The sequence below is a fragment of the Paenibacillus auburnensis genome, assembly GCF_927798115.1.
Classification (GTDB): Bacteria; Bacillota; Bacilli; order Paenibacillales; family Paenibacillaceae; genus Paenibacillus_AQ; species Paenibacillus_AQ auburnensis.
In genome coordinates, this window is the sequence record NZ_CAKMMG010000003.1 from 24,594 (window position 1) to 50,419 (window position 25,826).

26 protein-coding genes and 1 riboswitch are annotated in these 25,826 nt (G+C 48.8%); of the genes, 4 read left to right on the forward strand and 22 right to left on the reverse strand.

Translation table 11 applies throughout. From position 1 onward, the window contains the following. Positions 1-129 precede the first annotated feature (129 nt). On the forward strand, positions 130-741 hold the full coding sequence (locus tag L6H70_RS14200; protein ID WP_236334123.1) for an RNA polymerase sigma factor: 612 nt from the start codon (positions 130-132) through the stop codon (positions 739-741). After that, positions 713-1,558 carry an anti-sigma factor gene (locus tag L6H70_RS14205; RefSeq protein ID WP_236334125.1) on the forward strand — a complete coding sequence of 282 codons (846 nt, stop codon included), beginning with the start codon at positions 713-715 and terminating at the stop codon, positions 1,556-1,558. Before L6H70_RS14200 ends, L6H70_RS14205 begins: the two co-directional genes overlap by 29 nt. A gap of 241 nt (positions 1,559-1,799) precedes the next feature. Here L6H70_RS14205 and L6H70_RS14210 read toward each other — a convergent pair whose 3' ends face one another. The 6 genes from L6H70_RS14210 to L6H70_RS14235 all read right to left on the reverse strand — a co-directional run bounded on the left by L6H70_RS14210 (position 1,800) and on the right by L6H70_RS14235 (position 5,868). After that, positions 1,800-2,303, reverse strand: coding sequence for a hypothetical protein (locus L6H70_RS14210; RefSeq protein ID WP_236334128.1), 504 nt, complete (start codon positions 2,301-2,303; stop codon positions 1,800-1,802). A 625-nt stretch (positions 2,304-2,928) separates the two neighbouring features. Beyond that, positions 2,929-3,405: a DinB family protein gene (locus L6H70_RS14215; RefSeq protein ID WP_236334131.1), complete on the reverse strand. Its 477-nt coding sequence runs from the start codon at positions 3,403-3,405 to the stop codon at positions 2,929-2,931. Positions 3,406-3,476: 71 nt separating this feature from the next. Then, positions 3,477-4,058 (reverse strand): TetR/AcrR family transcriptional regulator, encoded by a 582-nt coding sequence (locus tag L6H70_RS14220; RefSeq protein WP_236334133.1) that lies wholly within the window; start codon positions 4,056-4,058, stop codon positions 3,477-3,479. Then, positions 4,055-4,516 carry a nuclear transport factor 2 family protein gene (locus tag L6H70_RS14225; protein WP_236334135.1) on the reverse strand — a complete coding sequence of 154 codons (462 nt, stop codon included), beginning with the start codon at positions 4,514-4,516 and terminating at the stop codon, positions 4,055-4,057. Before L6H70_RS14225 ends, L6H70_RS14220 begins: the two co-directional genes overlap by 4 nt. Positions 4,517-4,660: 144 nt before the next feature. Next, on the reverse strand, positions 4,661-5,275 hold the full coding sequence (locus L6H70_RS14230) for a hypothetical protein (RefSeq protein WP_236334137.1): 615 nt from the start codon (positions 5,273-5,275) through the stop codon (positions 4,661-4,663). 137 nt (positions 5,276-5,412) lie between these two features. After that, positions 5,413-5,868, reverse strand: coding sequence for a VOC family protein (locus L6H70_RS14235; protein WP_236334139.1), 456 nt, complete (start codon positions 5,866-5,868; stop codon positions 5,413-5,415). A 70-nt stretch (positions 5,869-5,938) separates the two neighbouring features. On the opposite strand from L6H70_RS14235, the gene L6H70_RS14240 reads away from it, so the two are divergent. Both L6H70_RS14240 and L6H70_RS14245 read left to right on the forward strand, forming a co-directional pair. After that, on the forward strand, positions 5,939-6,253 hold the full coding sequence (locus L6H70_RS14240) for a hypothetical protein (protein ID WP_236334141.1): 315 nt from the start codon (positions 5,939-5,941) through the stop codon (positions 6,251-6,253). Positions 6,254-6,522: 269 nt separating this feature from the next. After that, the gene (locus L6H70_RS14245) at positions 6,523-7,083 is read left to right on the forward strand and encodes a dihydrofolate reductase family protein (protein ID WP_236334143.1); all 561 of its coding nucleotides are present in this window, start codon (positions 6,523-6,525) and stop codon (positions 7,081-7,083) included. 343 nt (positions 7,084-7,426) lie between these two features. On the opposite strand, the gene L6H70_RS14250 is transcribed toward L6H70_RS14245, so the two are convergent. The 16 genes from L6H70_RS14250 to L6H70_RS14325 all read right to left on the reverse strand — a co-directional run bounded on the left by L6H70_RS14250 (position 7,427) and on the right by L6H70_RS14325 (position 25,762). Next, positions 7,427-8,572 (reverse strand): mannitol-1-phosphate 5-dehydrogenase, encoded by a 1,146-nt coding sequence (locus tag L6H70_RS14250; protein WP_236334145.1) that lies wholly within the window; start codon positions 8,570-8,572, stop codon positions 7,427-7,429. Continuing rightward, a complete protein-coding gene (locus tag L6H70_RS14255; RefSeq protein WP_236334148.1) occupies positions 8,572-9,006 on the reverse strand; it encodes a PTS mannitol transporter subunit IIA in 435 nt (144 codons plus the stop codon). Before L6H70_RS14255 ends, L6H70_RS14250 begins: the two co-directional genes overlap by 1 nt. A 16-nt stretch (positions 9,007-9,022) precedes the next feature. After that, positions 9,023-11,089, reverse strand: coding sequence for a BglG family transcription antiterminator (locus L6H70_RS14260; protein WP_236334150.1), 2,067 nt, complete (start codon positions 11,087-11,089; stop codon positions 9,023-9,025). 97 nt (positions 11,090-11,186) lie between these two features. Further along, positions 11,187-12,641, reverse strand: a complete 1,455-nt coding sequence (locus L6H70_RS14265) for a PTS mannitol transporter subunit IIBC (protein WP_236334152.1) — start codon at positions 12,639-12,641, stop codon at positions 11,187-11,189. Between the two features lie 254 nt (positions 12,642-12,895). Then, entirely contained in the window at positions 12,896-14,239 is a 1,344-nt protein-coding gene (locus tag L6H70_RS14270) for a GH1 family beta-glucosidase (protein ID WP_236334154.1), read from the reverse strand. A gap of 157 nt (positions 14,240-14,396) precedes the next feature. After that, complete coding sequence (locus L6H70_RS14275; RefSeq protein ID WP_341482746.1) at positions 14,397-15,494, reverse strand: GerAB/ArcD/ProY family transporter; 1,098 nt, start codon at positions 15,492-15,494, stop codon at positions 14,397-14,399. 9 nt (positions 15,495-15,503) lie between these two features. Continuing rightward, a complete protein-coding gene (locus L6H70_RS14280) occupies positions 15,504-15,725 on the reverse strand; it encodes a hypothetical protein (protein ID WP_236334156.1) in 222 nt (73 codons plus the stop codon). Continuing rightward, entirely contained in the window at positions 15,722-16,909 is a 1,188-nt protein-coding gene (locus L6H70_RS14285; protein ID WP_236334158.1) for a Ger(x)C family spore germination protein, read from the reverse strand. Before L6H70_RS14285 ends, L6H70_RS14280 begins: the two co-directional genes overlap by 4 nt. 40 nt (positions 16,910-16,949) lie before the next feature. Continuing rightward, complete coding sequence (locus L6H70_RS14290) at positions 16,950-18,431, reverse strand: spore germination protein (RefSeq protein WP_236334160.1); 1,482 nt, start codon at positions 18,429-18,431, stop codon at positions 16,950-16,952. Between the two features lie 287 nt (positions 18,432-18,718). Further along, positions 18,719-19,582 carry an aldo/keto reductase gene (locus tag L6H70_RS14295; protein WP_236334163.1) on the reverse strand — a complete coding sequence of 288 codons (864 nt, stop codon included), beginning with the start codon at positions 19,580-19,582 and terminating at the stop codon, positions 18,719-18,721. Positions 19,583-19,693: 111 nt separating this feature from the next. Continuing rightward, positions 19,694-20,008: a DMT family transporter gene (locus L6H70_RS14300; protein ID WP_054939541.1), complete on the reverse strand. Its 315-nt coding sequence runs from the start codon at positions 20,006-20,008 to the stop codon at positions 19,694-19,696. After that, a complete protein-coding gene (locus tag L6H70_RS14305; protein WP_236334165.1) occupies positions 20,009-20,365 on the reverse strand; it encodes a DMT family transporter in 357 nt (118 codons plus the stop codon). Between the two features lie 88 nt (positions 20,366-20,453). Then, positions 20,454-20,563, reverse strand: a riboswitch (guanidine-I (ykkC/yxkD leader). 49 nt (positions 20,564-20,612) lie between these two features. Further along, positions 20,613-22,628 carry a beta-galactosidase gene (locus L6H70_RS14310; RefSeq protein ID WP_236334167.1) on the reverse strand — a complete coding sequence of 672 codons (2,016 nt, stop codon included), beginning with the start codon at positions 22,626-22,628 and terminating at the stop codon, positions 20,613-20,615. Positions 22,629-22,649: 21 nt separating this feature from the next. Continuing rightward, complete coding sequence (locus tag L6H70_RS14315) at positions 22,650-23,477, reverse strand: carbohydrate ABC transporter permease (RefSeq protein WP_236334169.1); 828 nt, start codon at positions 23,475-23,477, stop codon at positions 22,650-22,652. Next, positions 23,474-24,358: a carbohydrate ABC transporter permease gene (locus tag L6H70_RS14320; RefSeq protein WP_236334171.1), complete on the reverse strand. Its 885-nt coding sequence runs from the start codon at positions 24,356-24,358 to the stop codon at positions 23,474-23,476. The genes L6H70_RS14315 and L6H70_RS14320 overlap by 4 nt, the downstream gene beginning before the upstream one ends. Positions 24,359-24,460: 102 nt before the next feature. Continuing rightward, on the reverse strand, positions 24,461-25,762 hold the full coding sequence (locus tag L6H70_RS14325) for an ABC transporter substrate-binding protein (protein ID WP_236334173.1): 1,302 nt from the start codon (positions 25,760-25,762) through the stop codon (positions 24,461-24,463). Between the last annotated feature and the right edge of the window lie 64 nt (positions 25,763-25,826).

Below are 25,826 nucleotides of genomic sequence, written 5' to 3' on the forward strand. Positions count from 1 at the left end.
ACGCTGGATTTACACTCTGAAATAAATTTTTTCGGGACTTTAAAAAATAGAGAAATAGTGGTAAAACGTATTTAGAATGAGAATACAGTCCGGAGACAGCGGCAGTATCAGCGAGGGAGGGAGACGGCAATGGACCTGCACAACGAGGCGATGGCCATGCGGCTGGCGCAGATGTGCGAGGGGGATACAGCGGCTTTTGATGAATTTTATGCCTGCTATGCCCCCTTCATTATGCAGATTGCATACAGAGTGACCCAGGAGCAGATGGAGGCAGAGGACATCTGCCATGATATTATGCTGGAGGTGCTGCGCAGAGGACATGCCTACGATCCGTCACGCGGTTCCATCAAGTCCTGGCTGGCGGTCATGACCCGCAGCCGCTGCATTGACAAGCTTCGCCGTAGGGCAAAGACAGAGCCGCTGGCCGATCCAGATCTGCTGCGCAGGGACGAGACCGGGCCTGCGGAAGAGGATCCGGCGGTACGCAGATTCCAGCGCGAAGCGCTGCGTTCAGCCCTGAGCGGCCTTCCCTTGAACCAGAAACAGGCCATTGTCGGCTCGTATTTCGAGGCACACACCCATCAGGAACTGGCAGAAACCTGGAGTGTACCGCTCGGTACGGTCAAATCCTGGATTAAATATGGCGTTGCAAATATGCGGAAGCAGTTCATTAAGCAGGGCTGGGTGGACCAGCCGGAAGGAGGCGCAGAGCATGAACCGTTACTCAAACGAAAACGTTGATCCGCTTTACAACAGAGACAGAACAGGTACTTCTCTGCGCCACTTCAGCGAAGCAGAATGGATTGATTGGATTGGTATGGACATTACAGGCAAGAAACGCGAGGATATGCATATTCACTTAACACTCTGCGCGGAATGCCGCGAGCTGTATGAGGTATGGCTTCCGCTGCTGGCTGATCCGTCTCCGGAGCCAGTTCACCTGACGGAAGGCGGTTACGCAGCTGCGGATCAGGCGACCTCGGCCCCCCTGTTCCCTGCGGATGCTGTCCGCCGGAAGCTTAGACGGAAGGTTCAGCGGACCGGATGGCGGCGCAGGCTGGCTACAGCTGCGATCAAACCGGCTTTCTACAGAAGTGCTGCTGCCTTGGGTGTATGTGCACTGGCTGGTCTTCTGGTTCTGGGTTTGTTCGGGACTGAACAAGGCAGCACTACCGAACGCAGTCGCTATGTAAGTAACTATGAACCGCAGGCATTAGGTGTGCTAAACCGGCCGGAGACCGTTTCCTACCCGCTGGACCGGAGCCGTGATGACCAGTTTACCGGCAATGTATGGTACAACGGCCACTCCAACGAACTATTCGTGCTGATTGAGGACTTAATGCTGCAGGAAGGCCATTCCATACAGGCGTGGGCAGTAAACGGCAGCCGGCGGGATACGCTGGGGCTGGTGCAGATTGAAGCTGCCAAGGGGCATTTATACGTGAAGGGGACACAGCTTGGTGAAGCGGACAATATCGCACTGACAGTCGAACCTCCCGGCGGCAGTGAACGGCCTACCTCTCCTGATGCTGTCTGGGTACATCTGATTAAGCGTTAACCGCAAAGAGCAAGTGTTCAAAAATAAAGTATTAGACTAAAAAATAAAGTGTTAGACTGGCGGGCGCTTCATTAAGCTAACGGGCAGGATAGTTGAACAAGATAAGTGGAGGTTTTATGTCGCATTTGACGCATACTGCGCAGCAGAAGGGAGAGTCAGCTTTTTAAATGGCGAAAGATCTGAACGAGAAAATAAAGTGATAGACTGCCGCTGTGTTGTTGGACTAACGTTCTCCGTTAGTTTAATCACTTTGTCTATTTGGATTGAGGAATATATCAAGATTTGCTATATAGCTATCTATATCGTGAAAAGGTTTTAGTCCATTTTCCTTTCTTAAACCATTAAATTCTGCCAGTTCTTTAATGAGTTCCAAAGCAACGAGTCTGATATTATTTCTTGAAAATAAAAACTTTCCATATGTGGCCTGCTCAGTCTCCCATAATACACATTGATTCTTATAATTCACCTTAATATAGAATCCGCCGCAGCCAAAATTACCACAAGAGCACGTAAACATTGGGAACTCTCCTTGCTGCGCAAGGGATTTAAAGAACTCAGTGACAACAAATATTTCATCATCTTCATTAAGCCTAACTTCGTTGACATATAGGTTTATTGTTTCGATTATTACAGGAATCAAAATTCTTTTATGTTTAGAAACGTTTATATACTTTTTGGATACATCCACATTTACTTCAACTCTTAATTTATCAAAATTATGTCCATTCAAAAGTTTACAGATCATCGGTATCGCCACCCATAATTGATGCTTAATTATATTCAAGACTATTACCACGCAATCCTGCCCGTTAGCTTAGTGAAGTTTTTTCAACAAGAGTCTTATCGATTGTTACGCAGTACGATGATATTGTGTAATAAAAGAAAGCGTGCTTATCAAGCTAACGGGAAACGTTAGTTGAACAACAACAGCGGCAGTCTAAGACTATATTTATCTAGTCTTGTTCTGCCGCTGCTTCATTTAAGGGATCAGTCTAACACTTATTTTCCAAAAGCTGACGATTCTTCAATCCACATATATTGTTAAATCAACGATTCTAGTCTAATACTTTATTTTCACAGAACAGCTCCTGCAATAGCTGCTCTGCAGATGGATTAATCGGTCCCGCGGGGAACCGACTCCAGGAGCAATCCCGGCACCAGTTCCTGGTTCTCTTTTGAAGTACCAGACAGCGGGCCATCAGCCGGTTACGTCAGTTAACTGCTTAGTAGGCTTCAGCCTAGAAAGCATATATTTCAAACAAGCCAGGTTCTCCTCAATACAGTCTATGCATTATTGTTGCTGACGGAGCTATTAATCGACGTCATATGATAAGGCTATAATCCTAACAAATATCCCATATGATCGATATTTAATTAGTACTGTCAATTATGCTCTTGATATTTTTAATTGTTGCAAAGTGCATTGCTTCATGGTAAATCAGAAAACCCAGTAATTGTTCTACATTTGTAAAGATAAGTCCTGTAGAGGACTTGTAATGAGGATTGATTTCTTCTTTCAATTTGTTTGAAAGTATCGAGTCAACCCTTCCCTTTTGTTCAGTTAACAAGTTAATTAATTGAGACAACGTTGGAGGCTCTATATTCCAGTCAGACGGTTTAGTTCCTGGATCAAACAATTTACTAAAATTAGCAGGATATTTGGTTTCTTCCCCAGTAAGTTGGAAAGCGAACTTCTCATGTATAACATACATGTGGCCAAGATTCCATTTTATATTGTTTTTCAAACCTGTTGGAATGATTTCCGATCCAGAGTCATTTATATTCCTTACATAATCAACTGCCTGACGGCGAACAAACTCTAATTGATCTGTGACAAAATTGCTCATGATACTGACCTCCCATAAAGTCGCTAATGAGTAGAAGAAATTAAGCCAGTTTTACTAAAAGGACTTTCGTGTTAATGACGAGAGTTGCTTTTAGAAACAAAAGTTGAGACTCGTTGTGACAGATTTGCCAATGTACGTTCAAAGAAGGATTCATCATTAAGCGCTCTACTCAGAACCAATCCCCCTTGAATACCAGCAATTGTTTCCTCTGAAATTTGATCAGCAGTCTCTTTAGAGATCCCTGTTTGAACTAGTGCCGCGCTTAAGGCTTCAATCCATCTTATAAAATATTGCCGAATTACAGTAGCGAATCGATCTCTTGTTCCGTCCAAAGCGAATGCACCAATAAGGCATATACGCTGTCCAGATTGAAAATAAGTATCGACCGCTTGCCACATATGATCAATGGCTGCTCGGGGTTCACTCTTTTCGAGCGGTTCAAAAATGTTCTTGATAAACCATTGATCAATATGAGTAAGAATTTCAGCAGCCATCTCATCTTTTCCACCTGGAAAGAAATAATATAAGCTTCCCTTTGATAGGCGCGTACGGGCTGTAATTTTACTTAAAGATGCACCTTCATAACCTAATTCACGAAATACCTCAGTAACGAGAGGGATGACATCAGATTTTTCAAAAACAGTACGAGTCATAGGTTTAACTCCCTTAGGCTCGGGTGTTCAGCGGGACGTGTGCCGAGAGGCCAATGAAATTTTCGTTCCTCTTCCTCAATCGGCATGTCATTAATCGAAGCAAATCTACGCTTCATCAAGCCATCATCTGCGAATTCCCAATTCTCGTTTCCATACGATCTGAACCAATTGCCACTATCATCATGCCATTCATATGCGAATCTCACGGCAATACGGTTATCCGTAAATGACCAAAGTTCCTTGATCAGGCGATAGTCGAGTTCTTTGGCCCATTTTCTAGTTAGTAAAGAAACAATTTCTTGGCGGCCTGTTATAAATTCGCTCCGATTTCTCCAATAACAATCTTCAGTATACACAAGTGAGACGCGCTGCGGGTCTCGGCTATTCCAGCTGTCTTCTGCCATACGTGTTTTTAGGATCGCCGTTTCACGAGTGAATGGGGGAGTTAAATTATTCATTAAATTTTCCTCACTTTCTGTACCGTTTGCATCAGTATAAACCGATCGGTTTATAAATACAAGTGTACATCCCAATTTGAATACCAATTTCGAATCGGTTCAGGGTGCATTAGGTACCAAGAAACTGACAAAAGCCTAGGCAGGCTAATCCATTCTTGTAATATGAAAATGTTCAGCGACAACATAAAGGGAATGTTCTGCATTAACGAACAGCAGGATTTGTTCCGTTCCTGTATCGGAGTGGATAAACGGATAGGACTCGAGCGTAACCTGCATGGACTCCTTTTCCAGCACCTTGCGGTAAATATCTGCAATTTCCTGAGGCCCAAAGGTAAGTGTAATATGGTCTTGAGTGAAACCTGGCTGAACAGGCAGAAAATCATGAATTCTATTAACAGCATTATATTTATTTAGAAAATTAGAAAGTTCTTTAAAAAGCTGACCATAAATTTTTTCGTTTTCCGCCATCTTTTTTGGACCTAAAATCCAAAAGTAGGGTTTGTTGTATTTAAATAAAACCGGATGATCTCTCAAAATCCGCAAATAAAGAAATGAGCTGCTGATTCCAAGGTTGTTTTCACGTACATCCTCGCAAATAATGCTCCAGGAGGCATGCTTTCCTACAGTTCTTCCGTAAACCTCCTTGTACATGGTTAGGGTGAGGTGCAAGTCGCTGTCTACCCGTACGGCTTGATCAATAGAGAAATACCCCTCACCTTCTGTTAATTCATTTAGTGCATCAATAATTTGTTGAATCAAATAAATAGCCTCCTTGTTATGAAATAGAACTGACATTGCTCAATCCGTTATCAAGCATACCTCATCCCGTCATTAAATGAATGGAAGATTATTAAACTAACGTTCTCTGTTCGTTTAAAATCCGTATATAAGATCAGTTATTTTGTATGTAGTTGATTCCAATCTTTCCAGGACATGATTTCCAATTCAGTCCTTGGCTCATCGTTTAACATAGCAATGAGCTCGATAGAATGACCATCCGGGTCATCAAAGTAAATAGAAACAGCTGGCATAAAAGGAAAAACCATTAATTCCTCCGGAGAATCACCGTAGAAATTGGTACTCTCAATACCAAGTGCTTTTAGGTAATCATTTGCATGAATGATATCCTCTACATCGACCCTAAATGCAAAATGTTGTCTCTGTACAAGAGGGCTAGGGTAATTTTCCCTAATGCCTAACATAGATTCGCCAGGTTTGCCTACCCAATAGAATTTTGATTTGCGCACTCGATCCTCGTACAAAGGGATAATGTTAAGTAATTTTTCATAAAAGCTTGATGATTTCTCGTAGTTACTGACATTGATATGAGTCTCAAATAGTCCCTTAATCATGTTAGTCCTCCTTAGCCTGTAATTCTAATAGAAACAGTATGGATCTATCCTGTTATTAATATTATCACGATTGCAGCAGGTGCCAGAACCGCATAATGATTTATTTGGCTTTGAGTCTTGCAGAAAAACTCTCTGGGGACATAAGATTATTCATGAGCTTGGTTGCGAATTAATCTATTCATTAAGGGAAACGAATATATATGTATTTGATCAAGAATTAGAAAACCTAGAAAGAGAATTCCGTATTTTTCTGGATCATTTCGATATGATTAAAGAACAAACAGGTTATAATCGAGATTTTATCGAATTTCGAGCAAGAAATGCCTTAGAAATGATAAAAGTGGCACTTCGAGAAAGAGATAATGTTGGTATAACGATTGGTTGAGCAATATGAATAGTCTTAAGCTAAATATCAAACAGGCGGGATACCCTCGTCCTGTAAAAAAAAATAAAGTATTAAACTGATGGCCGTAAATAGCAACTGAAATGTGCTAAGCTGATTTGGATAAACACGTAATAGAAATTCTGAGTATTGCCGACACTGGAGACAGTCGAACAATTCCAGATTGGCGAAAGAAAATATCAAGGAAGAGTTCAAGAACCTCAAGCAGCAGGCAGACGTTCAAATCTAATAAATTGGAGGGCGTCAATGAAATGGCTAAACTGATCTACGCTAATAACATATCTTTGGACGGGTACATTGAGGACGAGCGCGGCAATTTCGATTGGGGGATATCCAATGACGAGACGTATGCGTTCTGGACTGGATTCCAGCGGCCGATCGGCACCTACCTATACGGGCGTCGACTCTACGAGAAGATGGTGTACTGGGAGACGGCTGACACCGGCGGCGATCAACCGGATATAAGGCAGGAATTCGCTCAGACCTGGCGAGCGGCTGAGAAGATTGTATATTCCCGCACGCTTCAGGCAGTGTCAAGCGCCAGCACCAGGATAGAGCGCGAGTTCAATGCTGATGCGATCCGAAGTCTTAAGGAGTCTTCTATAGCCGACATTACGATTGGCGGCCCCGAGCTTGCCGGGCAGGCGATGAGCGCGGGACTGATCGACGAGTGTCATCTGCTTCTTAATCCGATTGTGTTAGGTGGAGGGAAGAGAGCTTTACCGGACAACCTCAGTATGCGGCTCGAGCTGCTCGGTGAGCGCCGCTTCCAAGCTGGCGTTGTTCATCTTCACTACCGCGTGATCGTCTGACCGCGACGATAGAGTCAATTTCAGGAGAGATGCTTTCGGACTTACTATAACCAAGTGAAATTACGAAGCCCGAAGTTATGAGCGGCTTACATTTTTGAACTACCAGCTACGTTAGTTAAACAACAACAGCGGCAGTCCAAGACTTTATTTATCTAGTCTTGTTCTGCCGCTGCTTCATTTAATAAATCAGTCTGAAACTTTTTTCCGAAAGATGACGATTTTTCAATTCAAATATGTTGTTGAATCAACGATTCTAGTCTAATACTTTATTTTCACTGAACAGCAATGCCTCTCCTGTAATGGAGAAGCCTTGCTCTTTGTGATTGCAATATTTTGCCTCTGCTTATTTCAGCTTGGCGTATTCCGCCATCACGGACTGGTGCACCTCATGATCAGCAGCCAGGCCGGTGTATTTCGTAAGCGCTGCTTCTGCACCAAGCTCGGCAATAGCCGCCTGAAGCTCCACGGCTTCCGGATCATCATTTGCCTGGAACAGCAGTGCTCCCGCCATGGAACGGGTCAGAGCCTTGTAGCTAAGGCCACGATCATATGCCTGCAGAGCCGGCGACACCAGACGGTCATTCGGCGACAGCTTGCGGATCGGCGAGCGGCCTACACGCGACACTTCATCGGTCAGGGCCGGATTCCGGAAACGCTCCAGGTTTTTCTCGATATATTTGCTGTGTTCAGCTTTGTCGAAGCCATGCTTTTGAACGAGGACGGCGCCTGTTTCTTCCAGGACTTCGCGTACCAGTCCAGTCAGACCCTCATCAGCCATAGCCTGCTGGATGGTCTCGTAGCCCCGAAGGTAGCCCAGATATGCCGCAGAGCAGTGTCCGGTGTTCACGGTGAACAGCTTGCGTTCAATATAAGGCTCAAGGTTCTCTACATAATGCACACCTTCGACCGGTGTATAACCCGGGATCATCTGTGAAGCATCCACTACCCACTCATAGAACGGCTCCACTACCACCTTCAGAATATCCTCATGCTGCTGCAGCGGCACGATCCGGTCTACGGCCGCATTCGGAAAAGCTACAGAAGCATCCGCTTTAGCGCGGGTAGCCTCATCCAGCTTCGCATAGACCAGCTCTTTGAGCTGTGCGCTGCCGCCAATAGCATTCTCGCAGGCGATCACATGCAGCGGCGCATCTGAAACAGCGACCCGTCTCTGGATTCCCTCTGCCACGACACCGGCAATATGCTTCAGAATGGAAACACCTACAGCGGTCGTAACCAGATCCGCTTCGGCAAGCGCTGCGGCCACCTCATCCGCATGGGTAACACTGCTCAGAGCGGTTACATTCTTCACCAGTACTGTTTCCTGCCCGTCGCTTGCCAGTGTCACCGGATATTCCCCGCGTTCCTTAAGCTGGGCCACAAACGCCTCATTCACATCAACGAAGCAGACCTCATAGCCTGCTTGTGACAGCAGCAGTCCGATAAATCCTCTACCGATATTGCCTGCACCAAAATGAACGGCCTTCATTATTCCAGTCCTCCTTCAAAGATCGCGATTACATCCGCTGGGGTTGGAGCGCTCATTACCCGCTCAATAGCATCATCTTCTGTGAAGATCATAGCTACATTCGTCAGCACTTCCATATGCCCGTCACCTGCGGCAGCAATCCCGATCACAACAAAAGCAGGCTCATCACCGCCGAAATCAACGCCGTCCGGAAACCGGATCACGGAGAGGCCGGTAGATTTAATGAAAGGTCTCGCTTCCTTCGTTCCGTGGGGAATCGCAAGGCCCCCGCCCATATAGGTCGATACAACTTCCTCGCGTTCAAGCATCTTCGGTACGTATTCTTCCGTTACATGTCCTGCTTCTACCAGCAGTCTGCCGGCCATGGTGATCGCTTCGTATTTATCTTTGGCGGCACCGTTCATTATTACTTTGTTTTCTGACAGTATACTCATATGGTTTCTCTCGCTTTCACATTTTATTTTCGAAGAAATGTAGCAGTTCAGACGATAAATAACCCCTGATCTCAGATTCTGTCCGTTCCTCAAGCAGCTTCACCAGTTCGGAATTCAGCAGCATCGCACTGATTTCACTGAGCACTTCCAGACTCTCCTTGGACAGCTTGCGCGGGGCAAGCATCAGCAGAATGACCCTCACCTCGGTATTCCCTTCCAGCACAACCGGCTGCTTCAGGCGGTACAAGGTTAAGGAGGACATATGGATGTGGCTGCTCCGGGTATGAAAGAGCGCCAGCCCCGTATCCGGTATGACCTGACTGGACATTCTTTCCCGCTCCAGGAGCCGCTCCAGCAGGATGTCGGCATCACCGATTACCCCGCTGCCCTTCAGAAAATCAAGCATCGCTGAAATCGTTGCGTCCAGAGGAATTCCTGCGTTATCCAGCGGATAAAAGCGGAACCGCTCCAGCAGACTGACCGTTTCATCCAGAATGCCCTTGTAGCTCTTCAAACGGTCCAGCGCACTAACCTCGCGTCCCGTCCTGTCTGTCTCGCTCTTGGGAATGCTCTCCCGTTCCCGCAGCGTAATATTCTGGATGTAGCTTAACAGCTTCTCGATCTCGTCCCCGGTAAGCAAGGGACTGATTTTGATATAGCGCTCTTTGTCCAGCGGCAAATCAATCGTAGAAATAATCAGATCGTAGTCAACCTCCGGCAGGCGCGCAGCCTCATACCAGGAGATATTCCCGAGAATTTCAATCTGCGGCATCTCCTTGGCCAGGCGGGTGGCCAGCAGCCGGGAGGAGCTGAGCCCGCTGGCACAGACCAGGATGGCCCGCACACTGCGTTTCAGCTGATTCAGCCTTTCGATGGAAGCCCCGAAATGCATGACCAGAAAGGCAATTTCCTCATCGGGAATCTCCAGCTCCAGCTGCAGATCCTCCACCGCAGCCCGGACAATCTGAAATAAATAATCATAATCCTTACGGATCGGGCCCAGCAGCGGATTGCGGATACGGGTACCCTCACGCAGCCGCTTGAATGCCGGCTCCATATGCTCCAGCAGCCCTTCCCGCAGAGAGCGGTCGCTTTGGAACGGCAGTCCCGTGCGCCTGATCACACTTTCGGTCAGCTTGTAGACCGTCTCCATCAGTTCAATGTCACCGTAGGCAATACCGCCGGCGGAGAACGAATCCTGTGCCCTGTCGAACAATCCGGCGATATACAGAATCTCTACCCGGGGAATGTCTTCTTCAAGGGCCGGCCCGAGCCGCTGTACAAATTGCTCCGCACCGGCAATATTCCGGTGGTCGGACATTCTGGGGTAGCCCGTATCACCGCCGCTTTCGATCCCTTTGCCAATAGCAATCCGTCTGGTGGTTACCGCCAGCCCAAGCAGCATCTCCATGTATACAATTTCCGGGAGCTCAGCGGTCCACTGCCATTCCATATCCCATAACGTGTTCTCCACATCCAGGAGATTGTTTTTGCCGACCGTCAAGAGCAGAATCCGGAAAACCGGACTGCTGGCCATCTGCGGAGCATGACCTACCAGATCGGAAAGGTCCAGATGTTCGGCAGCCAGCCGGCCGATTGCCCGCCGTTTGTCAATCTCACTGCCTGTGATTTCAACGCCGTAACCCCTCCTGCGGACCAGCTGCAGGTTAAATTTGCGGACCCAGGGCTCCAGTTCATCCAGATCATAGCTCACAGTTGCAACAGTCACTTTCAGCCAGTGAGCCAGAGTAAACAGCTTCACTGGCTCTTCAGCCTCCAGCAGCGAACACAGCTCATATACCTTGCGTTCCTCGCCGGAGTATTCCGCCGGCTTTTCCTGCCGCAGGAACAGTCGCAGCTCCGCCAGACCGTCCTCCGGCCCGCTCAGCTGAATGCCCTTCCCTGATTTCCGGATAAGATCCAGACCGAAATCCGCCAATGTCTGTTCTATGTCTTCCATCTCGCGGTGAACGGTTCTAACACTTACCCCCGTGCCCTCGGCGATTTCGGCGGCTGTGATTTCTTCATTTACGCCGAGCAGCAGCCAGATAATCTGGCGCTGTCTGGCGGTAACTTTCCTCATAACCGTGTACCTCCGCCCCAAAATGGAGACAAACGCTGGCTTTGGCGGCCAGCGTCTCCTGATATAGCGTTATACGTCATTTCTAAACCATATTCATTTATTTTAAACGTTCCACCAGTTCATCGTATTTCGGACTCTTGAGGAAGTTATCAATTGAAATATGCTCTGCCTTCGGATTGCTGGCAATGGCCCGGTCTGTCAACGTTTTCTGGGTCACCACGATGTCTGCATCGGCAGGGATTTCACTGACCGCCGAATTGACAACGGTAATGTTAACACCGGCATTCTGCAGTTTCTTTCTTAGAACGGAAGCACCCATTGCACTGGAGCCCATTCCTGCGTCACAAGCGAAGACAATCTTTTGAACCTCGGACTTGCTGCGAACATTGGCAGATGTATTTACAGCTGCAGCAGATGCTGCTCCGGATACAGCGCCGGCAGCCTTCATATTTTTCACTCTTGCTGCTGCTTCTTCCAGATCCATTTCGTCCTCATCTGTTTTCTTCACAGTCTTAAGGAGTAGTGAAGCCAGGACAAATGAAACTACAGTAGCGACAATTACACCGGCGAGCATTGGAACATATCCGCCTTTAGGTGTCATTGCGAAGTAAGCAAAGATACTACCAGGCGATGGAGAAGCAACCAGACCTGCACCAAGCATTTGGAAAGTGAATGTACCGGACATACCGCCACCGATAACAGCCAGGATCAGACGCGGGTTCATCAGGATATACGGGAAGTAAATTTCATGGATACCGCCAAGGAAGTGGATGATAATCGCACCCGGAGCGGAGGATTTAGCAGAACCTTTACCAAACAGCCAGTAAGCGAGCAGGATACCCAGACCTGGACCCGGATTGGATTCCAGCATGAACAGGATGGATTTACCTACTTTAGCAGCTTCCCCTACACCGATAGGACTGAGAATGCCTTGGTTAATTGCGTTGTTTAGGAACAGTACTTTTGCAGGCTCAATGATGATGTTAACGAGCGGCAGCAGGTTATGATCGACCAGCACCTGAACTCCGTCAGCAAGGACGTCGGTCAGTGATTGAATGACAGGTCCGATTCCTTTAAGTGCGCCAAGTGTCAGCGCGCCGCCGATAATACCGAGCGAGAAGTTGTTAACCAGCATTTCGAAGCCGGCTTTGATTTTACCGTCAACTGCTTTGTCAAACTGTTTCAGAATCCATGCGGACAAAGGACCGACGACCATAGCGCCGAGGAACATCGGTACACTTGTACCTACGATAACCCCCATCGTCACTGTGGCGGCGATAACGCCCCCGCGTTTGCCGTGTACCATGGTACCACCGGTATAACCGATGAGCAGCGGCAGCAGGTAAGTGATCATTGGACCTACCAGAGCAGCTAAGGTTTCATTTGGAATCCAACCAGTTGGAATGAATAATGCCGTAATCAAACCCCATGCGATAAAGGCGCCGATGTTCGGCAATACCATACCGCTGAGGATGCGGCCGAATTGTTGAAGCTTCACCCTAGCACCGCCGGATGAGGTTTTCGTTGCTGGCGTTGTTGCTGTTGTGGCCATATATAATGCCCCCCTATTGAATTAAATGGGATACTTACGATTAAGCTTTGTTGTAAGGTCATCCCCTATGCACACATCCTAAATCAAAGCGCTTTCTTTGTCATCAAATTGAAAATACGGTTTCGTCATGAACGTTGTTGACAACATTTAAGAGCTGTTGCCATGCGCTTTCATCAGGCCTTTCGCACTACAAGACTGCAAAAAAAAGGAAGCCCGCTATAGTGCGGAACTCCCTTTTATGCAGAAGATTATATTCAGATTTCAATCCCGTTGCGTTGTATCGTATCCTGATACCAGTAGAAGCTGTCCTTTTTCGTTCTTGCCAGAGTCTTGTAATCCACATGAATCAGGCCAAAACGCATGGTGTAGCCGAATGCCCATTCAAAATTGTCCATCAGCGACCAGGAATAATAGCCTTTAACCGGGATACCCGAGGCAATGCTGCGCTCCAGCTGAATCAGATGTTTATGGATAAAATCAATCCGTTTCTGGTCTGCAACCACGCCATCCACCGGTTCATCGTTGTAGCAGGCCCCGTTCTCGGTAATGTAAATGGGAATATCCCCATATAACTCATGAATCCGGCTAAGCACAGTATAAAAGCCCTGCGGATAAATCGGCCAGCCGATATCCGTATGCTCATACCCCATATCCAGCGTACGGATTTGCATCAATCCGCCTTCTGCATCATGCCGGGCCACCGTGCCGTTATAATAGTTGATGCCAAGAATATCGATCGGCTCGCTGATGAGCTCCATATCCCCGTCCTCAATATGCAGCTCTGCTCCCGCCTTCTTGAACCATTCCACCAGAAATGCAGGATATTCACCCTTGAATACAGGGTCCATGAACCATTCCAGGAACCAGCCGGTCTGCCGTCTGCAGGCGTCAATATCCTCCTGGCGGGTGCTGTATGGCTCCATCCAGGTTACATTGGGCGCATATCCGATCTGGCCTTTCATTCCAAGCTCCCTGAATGTCCGTACAGCTCTGCCGTGTGCTACCAGCAGATGATGGGCCACATCAAGAGCAGTCTGTAAATCCTTGTTTCCCGGAGCATGTTCACCATAGTATTCGGACAAAAAGGACGCACACCACGGCTCATTTACGGTGTACCACTGTTTGATTTTGCCTTGAAACTCCCGGAACACAGTCCCGCAATATCCGTTAAAAGCATCTATAGTGCTGCGGTTCGTCCAGCCGCCCTGATCCTGCAGCGCCTGCGGCAGATCCCAATGATACAGCGTACATACCGGTTCTATGCCGTTCTCCAGCAGCATGTCTACAAAGGAATGGTAGTATTCCAGACCTTTAAGGTTCACTTCTCCGGTTCCTTGCGGAAAAATACGCGGCCAGGCCATCGAGAAACGGTAGGCTTTGATGCCAAGCTCCTTCATCAGGGCGATGTCCTCAGGATAACGGTGATAGCTGTCACAGGCCACATCGCCATTATCGGCGTTAATCACCTTGCCAGGGATGCGGGAGAAGGTATCCCAGATGGACAAGCCGCGCCCGTCCTCCTGGTAGGCACCTTCGATTTGATAGGCGGCCGTCGCGGCTCCCCAGGTGAATCCTTCCGGAAATAAAATTTTAGTCATAAAGCAGCTTACCTCCAGTTATTCTTGTTAGCATGAAAAAAGTTCTTATAAAAAGAATCCACACTTTTAGTTTTGTTATTGATGTTATTGCATTTTAATATATTATATCAAACTTTATTGTTGTTTTTAATAACAAATTAACACATCTGGCTTCCGCCTACTTCTTTGCAGTTCCACTTCTGCGCATAAGTGCTATAAGGAGCAGCATTAAAGGGATTAAGAGCATTACGGCAGGGATTTCGAATGGACCTACGTACCTTATATATTCCCCTAAAACGGATGCATCTGGAATCCCCCAAAAGCTGAGCACTATCGCCAAAATACCCATCGGAAAGACCACAGGACGGTAATCGGATAACCGCAGGATTTGTGTAAAGGAGACTACAGCAACATATAAGAAAACACATATTTTGATAAAGTTCCCGAAGATCCACATCGCGAGCAGCAGAGACTCTAAATTTTCAAAAATACCGTTGACGCTAATATAACGGAAGGTAACCAGGATGGGATAGGTTTTGTTTGCGGCATCGGGTCCTAATAAAAAAAGGGTTATCAGGTTGACATAAATAATACTGAGCAGGACCGCAGCTAATGTGATATTCCCCCACTTTCTGCCCTTAGCCGGAGAGTTCAGGCTGGGCAAAAAAAAGGATATGAAAAACAATTCGCTGACCCAGGCCTGAGGTAAGGCCGTTGCTTGCAGCACAGGAAGGATTCCCCGGCTAAGAACAGGAAAAATGTTATGCAGCTCCAAGTCGGGAAAGAGAAGCAGAAGAAGTAAAAGAGGGAAAATAAAGATTGGTGTAAAAATAACAGCACATCTCGCCATTACTTCTATTCCGCCCCGGACAGCAATGGAGGCAAGCAATACCATTAAGGCAATGATCAGCAGGAGTGGTGTTTTAAAAAAGAATTGCCCCGTTACAAATTCGGCATACATACGGGTAATCAGTCCTGCCACATGGATCGAATAGAAAAAGAAAAGAATGCCGATCACTTTACCAGGCAGGACGCCAATGATGTGCTCACTTTGCTGGATAATCGTCTCACCGGGAAAAAGCTCATGCAGCTTTGTCGCAATATATATAACAAGAACTCCAAAAAAGGCGGAGAGAATCCCTGCCATCCACATATCATTTCGGGCATAGTAGGCCGTACTGGATGGCAGGGTTAGAAAAAAGGTGGCCATTATGGCCGGATACAGCAGCATCGCCATTTGTAATCCTGATATTTTCCCTTTATCTAGCATTCTCATCACCTCCGTTCATTTCTCAAGCCAGCCCCTAAACGGCCTAAATATAGCTTCAAAAAAAGTTAAAGGTCCCGGCGCATTGGACAGGTCCAGGATGGACAACAGCCATACGATCAGGAGCAGTGTAAAAAACGCTGATTTGTCCCTTGTCTTTTTCGCCTTCATTTTTGTCCATTCCAGTCTTAGAATCAGGAGCCCGGCCAGGGTCACGAAGCTAAACAAAACCAGGTTCATTTTGCTACCACCTCATCTTCAGGGATTCCTCCGGGTGCGTTAATCAGCCCTGAACGCAGAATCGACGCCGCAACATCAATCGAGACTTCAACACCGGGAAAAAGTTCATCCCAGCGTTCTTTGTTTTTCTCCCACTGCTGCGGAAATTTCCGGTGAAAGGCCTCCGCGAAGCCCAGGATGTCCGTCTTGTTTTTTTGCTGAACTTCTATAAGCGCCTGCTCAATACGTAATTTTATATCTTGTCCGAACGCTTTTTCCATCTTCGTCAATAACCCGGGATTCGTTGAATCCATCTCAGTACCATTCTGAATGAGGCTGCCTGTAGCTTTCACCTTGATCTTCATCTTCCACTTGCCATCAACAATTTGGGGAAGGAGCTTCACTTTGGCCTTGACCGGCTTTAAGGACACCAGACCCTCGTTTCCAGCCACTTCGAAAGTCACCGTAAATTCATCGACCTCATTTAAGATCCACTTCACACCGTGCGTTGTTTTTCCCGAAATCTGGCTGATCATCTTATCCTTTTTAAAAAGAGCTGTTCCCATAACATAGGGAATCGTTTGAAACGGTTCAGCCGATTCCGCTTTAGGAAGGATTAAGACGATTGGGATCGCAGCTGCCCCTGCTTCTCCCTTCAGCATTTTGCTCAGCTCTTGCAAGGTTACTTTATAGCCAATTTTAAAGTCCGTTAATTTCTGCAGCACCTCAGATGAACTATTTTCGATCGGTGGAAACAATTCAAGCGCCTGCGCCGCTTTTCCCTTACTAACAAAAATATTTGCCCGCTCTCTGGGCTGCGGATGACGGGCCAAAAAATCGAATTCATCTCTTATTCCTGCTTTCGCAATGTCTTCACTGAAAATGAAGATTTTACACTGTCCCCAAAACAGTTTGCGCGGTGTTTTTTGTTGGAGTTTCGATAAGGAATCGGAAATATTAACTCCAGTCCCGCTTCGGATCGTTGTTTTATGAGGTGCTCCGCCGGACACTCCACCCGATGCACCGCCACTGCCTTGATTTTGCGGAATAACGATTTGTACAGTTGTTATAATCTCGTTATGCTCCCCTTTATCGAAACTCATTGCCGTAACAAGTGCCAAATCGTTAAGCTCCGTACGGTCCCAACAGCCTTCCAGGAATACCAGCAAGGACAGTAAAATACAAAATTTGATGCCTATTTTCACTGGCTCGAATCCCCCTAGTCTGCAGTTTCTTCGAATAAGTCTATTCGCTGCGTTCTGGTCCCGGTTTTTGATTGGAAGCCTGCCGGTATTCGTTGTAGTCGCCTGTAAGGTGAGGCCGCGTATCCATCATCCACCAAGGCGCCCGGATCAGCATGTCCTTCATTTCCCGCATCTTAGATGTAGAGGCAGAGGACAAATAAGGAACACCGAACGATCGCAGGCTGCACAAATGAATGACAATTGCGATAACCCCCATCATTATGCCTAGCAGTCCCAGCGAACCCGCGAGGAAAATTAACGGAAAACGCAGAAGCCGGATTGCAATACCTGCAATGTAGCGCGGGATCATGAATGAAGAGATCCCGGTAATCGCTACAACAATGACCATTGGCGCTGAGACCAGACCGGCTTGTACCGCTGCTTGGCCGATAACAAGGGCCCCGACAATGCTGACAGCAGATCCGATCTGTTTAGGTAAGCGGACGCCGGCCTCGCGAAGCGCTTCAAAGGTCACTTCCATCATAAGAGCTTCGACAAAAGCAGGGAAAGGTACAGCTTCGCGGGAGGCAGCCATACTGATCAGCAGAGCACCCGGGACCATTTCTTGATGAAAGGTCAGAATCGCTACATAAAGAGAAGGAAGCAACAATGAAATCAGTGTAAACAGATACCGAAGCCACCGCATAGCGGTGCTTACCCAGAAACGCTGATAATAATCCTCAGGGGATTGCAATAAGGAAAAAAGGGTTATGGGTGCGATTAATACAAAAGGAGTTCCTTCTACCAATATCGCTACCCGTCCTTCCAGTAAATTCGCACAGGCTACATCAGGGCGTTCTGTCGACATCAGCTGCGGAAATGGTGAAAAGGGCATATCCTCAATCAGCTCTTCAATATATCCGCTTTCCAAAATGCCGTCGATTCGGATACGTTTCAGCCGGGTGGTGACCTCTTCAACCAGATTCTCCTCAGCCAGCCCTTCAATGTAAGCAATGACAACATTCGTTTGGGTATACCCGCCGATTTTCATCGTTTCCATTTTGAGCAGAGGACTCTTTACGATCCGGCGGATCAGGGAAGTATTAATCCGCAGCGTTTCCGTAAAGCCCTCGCGGGGCCCGCGGATGCCTGACTCCGCCGCAGGTTCTTCAATGGAGCGCTTTTCCCATTTGTTCAATCCAAAAGCGAGACCGGTGGCTTCCTGATCCTGAATAAGCACCGGAAGACCGTTCGCTAAATAGCTGACGCATTCCTCGAAGGTGGTAAAGGGTATCGCTTGCGCTGCGGAAATTTTCCGCTCAGCCAGCTGGCTAATGGCAGTGGCCTCCCCGGTGATCTCATGCATGAGAGGGGTGATCACATTTTTTTCGATCCCGGCGGAGTCCGACAGGCCGTCAATATAGATCAGAATTGCTTTTGTCTGGCCTTCGATATAAAAGGAACGGTAAACCATATCCGAACTTTTAGCATAAATTGTCCGGATCTGATTGATATTTTGCTGCAAATCTCTATCTAGCACCATAGACTGGTGATTAGCGGCGTCTTGCGGTTGAGAAGCGTCTGGCACTTGTTGGGCAGCGGATGCTTTACTGTTATACCTAAACGGTCGGCGCATCTTCATTAGCGGATATTCCCTTCATTTATCTCGTCACTTGTAGTATGGTTTCCATTCTATCCTTTTATATGTAAACTTTAGTCCGCAAGAGTAGGCACCTTCGGGCTGCGCCGTATTCCCTGGACACACAAGAAAGCCGTCCGCAATTAACGGACGGCCTTTCTATGCCTTTTTTATGCCTTACAGGCTATTGATCAAATCATATCCAGCGGAACCCTCCAGGCCGGCTGCGGGAATGCCTCATCCAGCATCCACAACTCATCATCGCTCAGCCTGATCTGTGCTGCCGCCGCATTCTCGGCGACATGCTGGCGGGAAGCCGCCTTGGGGATGGCAATGACATCGCCGTCACGGATGCTCCAGGCTAACATGATCTGCAGCGGGGTTACGCCGTGCTTCAAAGCGATATCTTGAACAGTCTCGTTCTCGGTAAGCCCTTTACGCAGGCTGCCCGCCTGTGCTAATGGGGAATAGGCCATTACGGGAATCTTATGGCTTCTTTCCCAGGCCAGCAGTTCATGTTCAATACCGCGTGAACCCAGATGATAGAGTACCTGATTCACAGCACAGTGCTCCCCGCCGGGAATCCTGAGCAGCTCTTTCATATCCTCCGTATCCAGGTTGGATACGCCCCAGCGTTTAATTTTGCCGGCAGCTACCAGGGCCTCCATGCCTTCAACGGTTTCTTCCAGGGGGACATTGCCCCGCCAGTGCAGCAGATACAGATCCAGATGATCAGTCCCCAGACGTTTCAGGCTGTCTTCGCAGCTGCGGACAAGCGGCCCTTGTCCGGCATTATACGGATACACCTTGGAGACCAGAAAAACATCATCACGGATCCCGCGGATGGCTTCACCGACCAGCTCTTCGGAACGTCCGTCCCCGTACATTTCAGCGGTATCGATCAGGTTCATGCCAAGTTCCACTCCTAGGCGCAGAGCTGCGATTTCCTCGGCACGGTTCGCCGCATCCTCGCCCATAAACCAGGTGCCCTGTCCGATTCTCGGGACAGAAGCGCCGTCCTGCAGCTTAATCCGGTTGTGAGTGCTATTATTCATATGAGAAGTCTCCTTAACGAATGGATTGGATTGTATACTTAATATACTTACCATGTTGTCTCGTTCGAAACATCGTACAGGTGTCCAAATCTTTAACATCTTCCCATGATCTCAGGCAACCAGTTTCAATCCTATCGCAGCACCGAGAATCATCACAATGCAGAGTATCCGCCGCATCTCCCGGGATTCGCCATAGAATAACATGCCAAGGACTGCTCCGCCGGAAGCACCAATCCCGGTCCATATGGCATAAGCCGTGCCCATCGGCAACGTCCGCATGGCCAGCGACAGCAGCACAAAGCTGGCACCGAATCCTAATATCAGCAGGGAGAGTGTCCGCCAGCTGCGGTGTGTTTGCAGCTTCGCCATCATCCCCACCCCGATCATTTCGCTGAGTCCCGCACCAATCAGCATCAGCCAGTCCATTTAGGACACCTCCTTGATCTGTTCTTTCGTCCCGTCACTGGTAGTCAGCTTTAATCCGATAACCCCGGCCAGCAGAAGGAGTATCAGTACCACCTTCAGCGTACGAAATGGCTCCCCGAACCAGAGCATATCCGCCAGCACAGTTCCGGTGGTGCCGAGCCCGACAAATACAGCATAAACCGTACCCGCTGGCAGAGTCCTGCTGGCAGAGATCAGAACATAAAAACTTATGAGGATAGCCAGCACTGTAATCCCCCATTCCCACGGCGCGGATGCATGCTTCAGCCCGATCACCCATGCGACCTCAAAGCAGGCAGCGCCTGCGATTTGTAGCCATGCCTTACTGCTCTTGCTCATCACTTTCTCCTCCTCTCCCTTGAATTCTTAATCTTAGCCTCCTGCGCCAATAAAATAAGCCCGGGAGGCCATCGTCATCATTGACGATACCTCCCGGGCTTTTGTCCCTCCGTGTAGACACGGAGCATCTGGCATCCGTGCGTTTTCCCTCGGACCAGACCGGCTATATCCCGCCGCGGAACCCTAGAAAACCAAACCTGATTAAGTTACATCGTATGTTAGCAAATTACTGTGCAGAAAGCAACCCTTAGTTGCTTCCAGCCTCCAGCATAATCCTTACCCCCCAGGCCTCCAGCTCAACCTGCTCTCCGGACTGGATCTCTTTGCCGGACAACAATTCCGCGGCCACACCATGCGGATATACGAATGACTGCGGGGTATCGCTGTAATTGAAATAATAGCGGATGGTCTGGTTGTGCGGGTTCACACCTTTTTTGACGATCAGCGGAAATGCCAGCTCCTGTTCAGCCCCCCATAATCCGGATTCCTGGAGTACATTCTTTAGAATACTGCTGAGTAGCTCACTGCCGGTCATGCAGCCGATATAAGTCGCCGTCCCGCTGCCGTAGCGGTTCCGGGTAACAGCGGCATATTCCCCCCAGTGCGGATGATCGTAATGCAGCAGGACCTCTGCGTCCTCCGCTGTAATCAGCTCCATCCAGGTCTTCGCACCGCTGTCGTCAGCAGCAACGCGGATTTCCGGATGCCCGCTGCGCAGCCGGACCTCATGCGGGGTGACAAACATACTGTAGCCGATCCCGCAGGCTTCGCTGATAATACCCGGCTGCACCGAGGTACGCACCTTGATGGTATCGTCTGCAAAGCCGCTTTTGAAGGAATAGACGGCATGTCCGCCCTGCTGCACATACTCGTTCAGACGCTCCAGCGCCTCATCCGGCGCGGCATACAGTGCCGGCACAACGATCAGACTGTAGCGCGAGAGCTCTGTGCAGGAAGGCTGAATGAAGTCGCATTCGATATTCATGCGGTACAAGGCGTCATACAGCCAGCGCACGACATCGTTGTACGTGTTGCCATCCGGCAGCTTGAACCATTCCAGCGCCGTCAGCGCTTCGTTGCTGACCATCACCGCAACCTTGTTGTCCTTGCGCAGGTTCACCAGCGGCTCACTTAACCGGGCAAAATCATGGCCGATCGTCTTCGCTTCGTTATACACCGGGTTCGGCTGGAAATCATGGCTGAGCAGCCCTTTCCAATACGTCTCTATGGAGTTGTGGATGGAATGCCAATGCCAATAGGCGACCATGTTCGCTCCGGAGGCCAGATGGCTGAACGCCTGCAGCCGCAGCTGCCCCGGATATGGCGTCCAATTCGGGAAAGCCTGCGCCTGCGTTTCCAGCACCAGATAATTGCTGCGCTTCAGGGACCGCGTCATATCCCCGCCGAAGGCGATTTCCGTCCCGGTCAGCTCATGCTGCGAAGGATGGTAGATATCAACCCCGGCGATATCAAAAGCTTCCGCCGCGGCAAAGTGATCTACCGACGGCTGCACGCCAAACGAATGCCCGCGCCACTCAAAATCAAAGTTCTGCGTCACAAACTGCCCGGGCTGCTTGTATTCGTTCACCAGCGATACCTGCCAGGCGAGAAAATCCGTCACAAGTCCGCGCTGGAAGCGGGCAAATTCCGCGCCCAGGCTGCCGTTGATCGTTCCGACCACCGAGGGGAAGTCCTCCCAGGCATTGATCCGGTTGCTCCAGTAATCCAGCCCGAATCTTTCGTTGATTACGTCCAGCGTGCCGAATTTCTCGCGCATATATTTTACGAACTGCAGCTGAACATTGTCTCCGGCCGTTCCGTAATACTTCGTCTCGTTGTCGGTCTGGTAGCCGATCACCGCCGGATGCTTGCATACCCGGCTGATCAGCTTGCGGATAATTCGCTCGGAATGGAACAGGTAGGCCGGACTTGTGATGTCCATAATCTGCCGTGCGCCGTATTTGCCGGGGCCGTCTGCCGTTACCGCAAGCACCTCCGGATGCTCCTTCACGAGCCACGTAGGCACGGCATAGGTCGGTGTCCCGACAATAACACCGATTCCAGCAGCGTGCATGGCATCCAGCACACGGTCCACAGAGGCGAAGTCGAAGACCCCGTTTTGCGGCTCATGTGTACTCCAGGTGGATTCCGCGATCCGGACAGTGTTGATGCCGGCCGCTTTCATCATGGCAATATCTTCATCTAATCTCTCATAGGGCATATACTCGTCGTAATAAGCGACTCCGTAGCGTAACTGATTCATCTGTTTTCCAGTCCTCTCCCCTTAGCCTTTGATTGCCCCTTCGGCAATTCCCTGCATAATAAACTTCTGAAAGAATCCATAGATAATAATAACAGGAAGCGCTGTCAATACCAAAGCCGCCAGAATGAGCGACCACTCCTTATTGTACTCTCCGAACAGCGTATTCGTAGATAAAATCAGCGTGTATTTAGTAGAGTCGGTAAGCATCAGGAGCGGCAGCAGGAAGTCATTCCAGATCCACAGGAAGTCGAGAATCGCAATCGTTACCGTAATCGGCAGTAGCAGCGGGAAAATAATCCGGAAGAACGTCTGGAATTCACCGCAGCCGTCAATCCGCGCCGCTTCCTCAAGCTCCCGGGGAATGGACTTCACAAAACCATGGTACAGGAAAATCGCCATGTTCACCCCAAGACCGATATAGATCAGAGCCAGACCGTAGGTGCTGCCGCTGACATGCAGGCTCTTGGCCATCCGGGTCAGCGGGATCATGATGGAGTGGAACGGTACCAGCATCGAGGCGATGAATAGGGAGAAGATCGCCGCACTCAGCCTGCCGCCGGTCCGGGACAGCTTGTAGCCGGCCAGTGCTGCGCAGAAGATGATGCCTCCAATTCCGATGACAGAGACAATTACCGAATTGATCGTGCTGCCCAGCAGATTTATCTGCTTAAACGCGTGGGTATAGTTCTCGAAATGCAGCTTCGTCGGCAGCGCCGTGAAGGATGCGAACATTTCCCCTTGGGTTTTTAGCGAATTGATAATCGCCAGATAGATCGGAAAGAAAGAAATAATTGCACCGATGGTGAGGAACAAGGTAATGAACAACGAAGCACCTTTTCTAAGTCTCATGCCTCCACCTCTTTTCTCTTCATGACGCCAATCTGGATAAAGGTAAAGAGCAAGATGAAGATGAACAGAATGACTGATTTGGCACTGGCATACCCGTAGCGGAAGTTGTTGGAGAATGCCTCTTCATAAATATTCATCGTGATGACCTGCGTACTGCGTCCCGGACCGCCGCCGGTAAGCCCGTATACCACCTCGAACACCTTAAACGCCCCGTTCAGTGTCAGGAATAAGCAAATCGTAACCGCATGCGTAATCATCGGCAGGGTCACCTTGCGGAAGGTCTGGAACGGACTCGCTCCATCGATGACGGCAGCTTCCTTGAGACTTTGCGGCACGCCCTGCAGGGCGGCCAGATAGATGATCATCATATAGCCGACACCGTTCCACAGCGAGACAATAATGATCGAATAAAAGGAAACCTTGGGGTCGCCGATCCACAGCTGGTCGAGAAAGCTTATGGCGGTTTTTTCGGCAAGCTGCGGCAGTACCTGGGAGAACACGAACGTCCACATAAAAGCACTGATGATCGTACTGATCATATTCGGCATGAAGAAGATCGTCCGGAAAAATCCCTTGGTTCGCGTTTTCGTTTCAATAAATACGGCAAGCACAAGGGCGAAGACATTTTGCAGCACAATCATGAACAGCACATATTTCAACGTGAACAGCAGCGAGTTTACAAAATCGGGATCTTCACGCAGCGCTTCAACGAAATTGCCGAGGCCGATAAACGAATAATCGCGGTTCAGTCCGTTCCAGTCCGTAAAGCTGTAATACATACCGCCAATGGTAGGAATCAGCAGAAACAATGAGTAAATGATAAATGCGGGTGCGACAAAAGCAAGCAGTGAAACAACATGTTTATATCTGTTAACCGGCACAGGTTCCGCCCCTCTTCCTCTGTGATGTGCAAAGTAAATCAGGGATGGAGGAGAACAAGCAGCCCCGCCCTGTTCATCCATCCCTGTCCTGTAAATTTCAGCTTATTTATTTACTTTGTTGTAGGATTTCCACGCTTTGTCGAGCGCCTTGAGCACATCATCCTGCGTCATTTGTCCGGCGTAGTATGCCTGTAGCCCTTTCCCCACTTCATCCTTTACAGACTGCGGAATGGCCGGGTCCTGCACGGACTTTCCTGCTTTTACATAAGACGTTGCTTCAGCAATCCATGGATACATTTCGTACGTATGCACAGTAGCTACCGGATTGAATTTCATTGCCTGGAACAGGGCGTTTGAATCCGTGTCATCCAGCACATAGTTCAGGAAATCCAGCGCAACTTCCTTGTTCTTGCTTGTAGGCGATACCGCCAATGAAGTCGAAGCGCTCAGATTGATCAGCGTCGCGTCAGCATTATCGTTAATCGGGAGCGGGGCTACACCAAAGTCCAGATCCGGGTTCGACTTCAGGATGGTTTCAGCATACCAAGGACCCATCAGCCACATGGCGCCCTGGCCTGCAGCAAAGGCAGCCGCACCGTCGTCACCGCCAACCTCCGTGGCCTTCGCTGTACCGTTCTCGTTAATCAGATCGAAGACATCAAAGATCGCCGACTTCATCTCAGTGAATGAGCCCTCATCCTTGTTCATCTTATCCACGAACTCCGCGTCCTCGGTCTTCATCATTCCCCCGACGGCCAGCGGCAGCACCAGCTGCGGAATCCAGGACTCTTTATAAGAGAGCACGAAAGGTGTCTCATTGTTAGCTTTCAGCTTCTCGGTAACTGCTTTTAGCTCTGTCAGCGTCGTTGGAGGCGTGAGCCCGTATTTGGCAAAGATGGTTTTATTGTAAAGGTAGCCCCAGGATAAGGTTTCCAGCGGAAGTGCTACTACTTTACCGTCAGTGGTGGTTACTGAAGGCTTCACACTGTCCAGCAGCTTGCTGACAAACGGCTGACCAGACAAGTCTTCCAGATACCCTGCTTTATAATAGGACGGAATCTCGTTCACGGCATGGAGGGCAAAAATATCCGGCGCATCGTTTGAGGCAAGGCGCGTTTTTAGGATCTGGGAGGCATTATCCGCCGTCGGCATCTCAAGCTGAACGGTAACGTCGATATTTTTCTCGGCCTTCTCTTTTTTGACGAACTGGGCAATGTAATTATCGTATTGTTCTTTAAAACGCGGCTGCGCGATGAACATCTTCAGAGTGACGCTTTTGGCAACACTGCTGCCTGTACCGGCATCGTTAGCTGCACCTGTATTATTAGTATTGTTGCTGCTGCAGCCGGCAAGCATAGTAGCGGTGAGCATTGTGCAGAGTACACCTTTGGTCATTTTGTTCATGCTGTAAGACCTCCCAATGTCTATGTTTTGTTTACGCTTTCATTGTATCTATTTTATGAAAGCG

Coding starts and splice junctions, on each gene's coding strand:
- L6H70_RS14200 (WP_236334123.1), top strand. CDS start 130: ATGGACCTGCACAACGAGGCGATGGCCATGCGGCTGGCGCAGATGTGC.
- L6H70_RS14205 (WP_236334125.1), top strand. CDS start 713: ATGAACCGTTACTCAAACGAAAACGTTGATCCGCTTTACAACAGAGAC.
- L6H70_RS14210 (WP_236334128.1), bottom strand. CDS start 2,303: ATGATCTGTAAACTTTTGAATGGACATAATTTTGATAAATTAAGAGTT.
- L6H70_RS14215 (WP_236334131.1), bottom strand. CDS start 3,405: ATGAGCAATTTTGTCACAGATCAATTAGAGTTTGTTCGCCGTCAGGCA.
- L6H70_RS14220 (WP_236334133.1), bottom strand. CDS start 4,058: ATGACTCGTACTGTTTTTGAAAAATCTGATGTCATCCCTCTCGTTACT.
- L6H70_RS14225 (WP_236334135.1), bottom strand. CDS start 4,516: ATGAATAATTTAACTCCCCCATTCACTCGTGAAACGGCGATCCTAAAA.
- L6H70_RS14235 (WP_236334139.1), bottom strand. CDS start 5,868: ATGATTAAGGGACTATTTGAGACTCATATCAATGTCAGTAACTACGAG.
- L6H70_RS14245 (WP_236334143.1), top strand. CDS start 6,523: ATGGCTAAACTGATCTACGCTAATAACATATCTTTGGACGGGTACATT.
- L6H70_RS14250 (WP_236334145.1), bottom strand. CDS start 8,572: ATGAAGGCCGTTCATTTTGGTGCAGGCAATATCGGTAGAGGATTTATC.
- L6H70_RS14255 (WP_236334148.1), bottom strand. CDS start 9,006: ATGAGTATACTGTCAGAAAACAAAGTAATAATGAACGGTGCCGCCAAA.
- L6H70_RS14260 (WP_236334150.1), bottom strand. CDS start 11,089: ATGAGGAAAGTTACCGCCAGACAGCGCCAGATTATCTGGCTGCTGCTC.
- L6H70_RS14265 (WP_236334152.1), bottom strand. CDS start 12,641: ATGGCCACAACAGCAACAACGCCAGCAACGAAAACCTCATCCGGCGGT.
- L6H70_RS14270 (WP_236334154.1), bottom strand. CDS start 14,239: ATGACTAAAATTTTATTTCCGGAAGGATTCACCTGGGGAGCCGCGACG.
- L6H70_RS14275 (WP_341482746.1), bottom strand. CDS start 15,494: ATGAGAATGCTAGATAAAGGGAAAATATCAGGATTACAAATGGCGATG.
- L6H70_RS14280 (WP_236334156.1), bottom strand. CDS start 15,725: ATGAACCTGGTTTTGTTTAGCTTCGTGACCCTGGCCGGGCTCCTGATT.
- L6H70_RS14290 (WP_236334160.1), bottom strand. CDS start 18,431: ATGGTGCTAGATAGAGATTTGCAGCAAAATATCAATCAGATCCGGACA.
- L6H70_RS14295 (WP_236334163.1), bottom strand. CDS start 19,582: ATGAATAATAGCACTCACAACCGGATTAAGCTGCAGGACGGCGCTTCT.
- L6H70_RS14300 (WP_054939541.1), bottom strand. CDS start 20,008: ATGGACTGGCTGATGCTGATTGGTGCGGGACTCAGCGAAATGATCGGG.
- L6H70_RS14305 (WP_236334165.1), bottom strand. CDS start 20,365: ATGAGCAAGAGCAGTAAGGCATGGCTACAAATCGCAGGCGCTGCCTGC.
- L6H70_RS14310 (WP_236334167.1), bottom strand. CDS start 22,628: ATGAATCAGTTACGCTACGGAGTCGCTTATTACGACGAGTATATGCCC.
- L6H70_RS14315 (WP_236334169.1), bottom strand. CDS start 23,477: ATGAGACTTAGAAAAGGTGCTTCGTTGTTCATTACCTTGTTCCTCACC.
- L6H70_RS14325 (WP_236334173.1), bottom strand. CDS start 25,762: ATGAACAAAATGACCAAAGGTGTACTCTGCACAATGCTCACCGCTACT.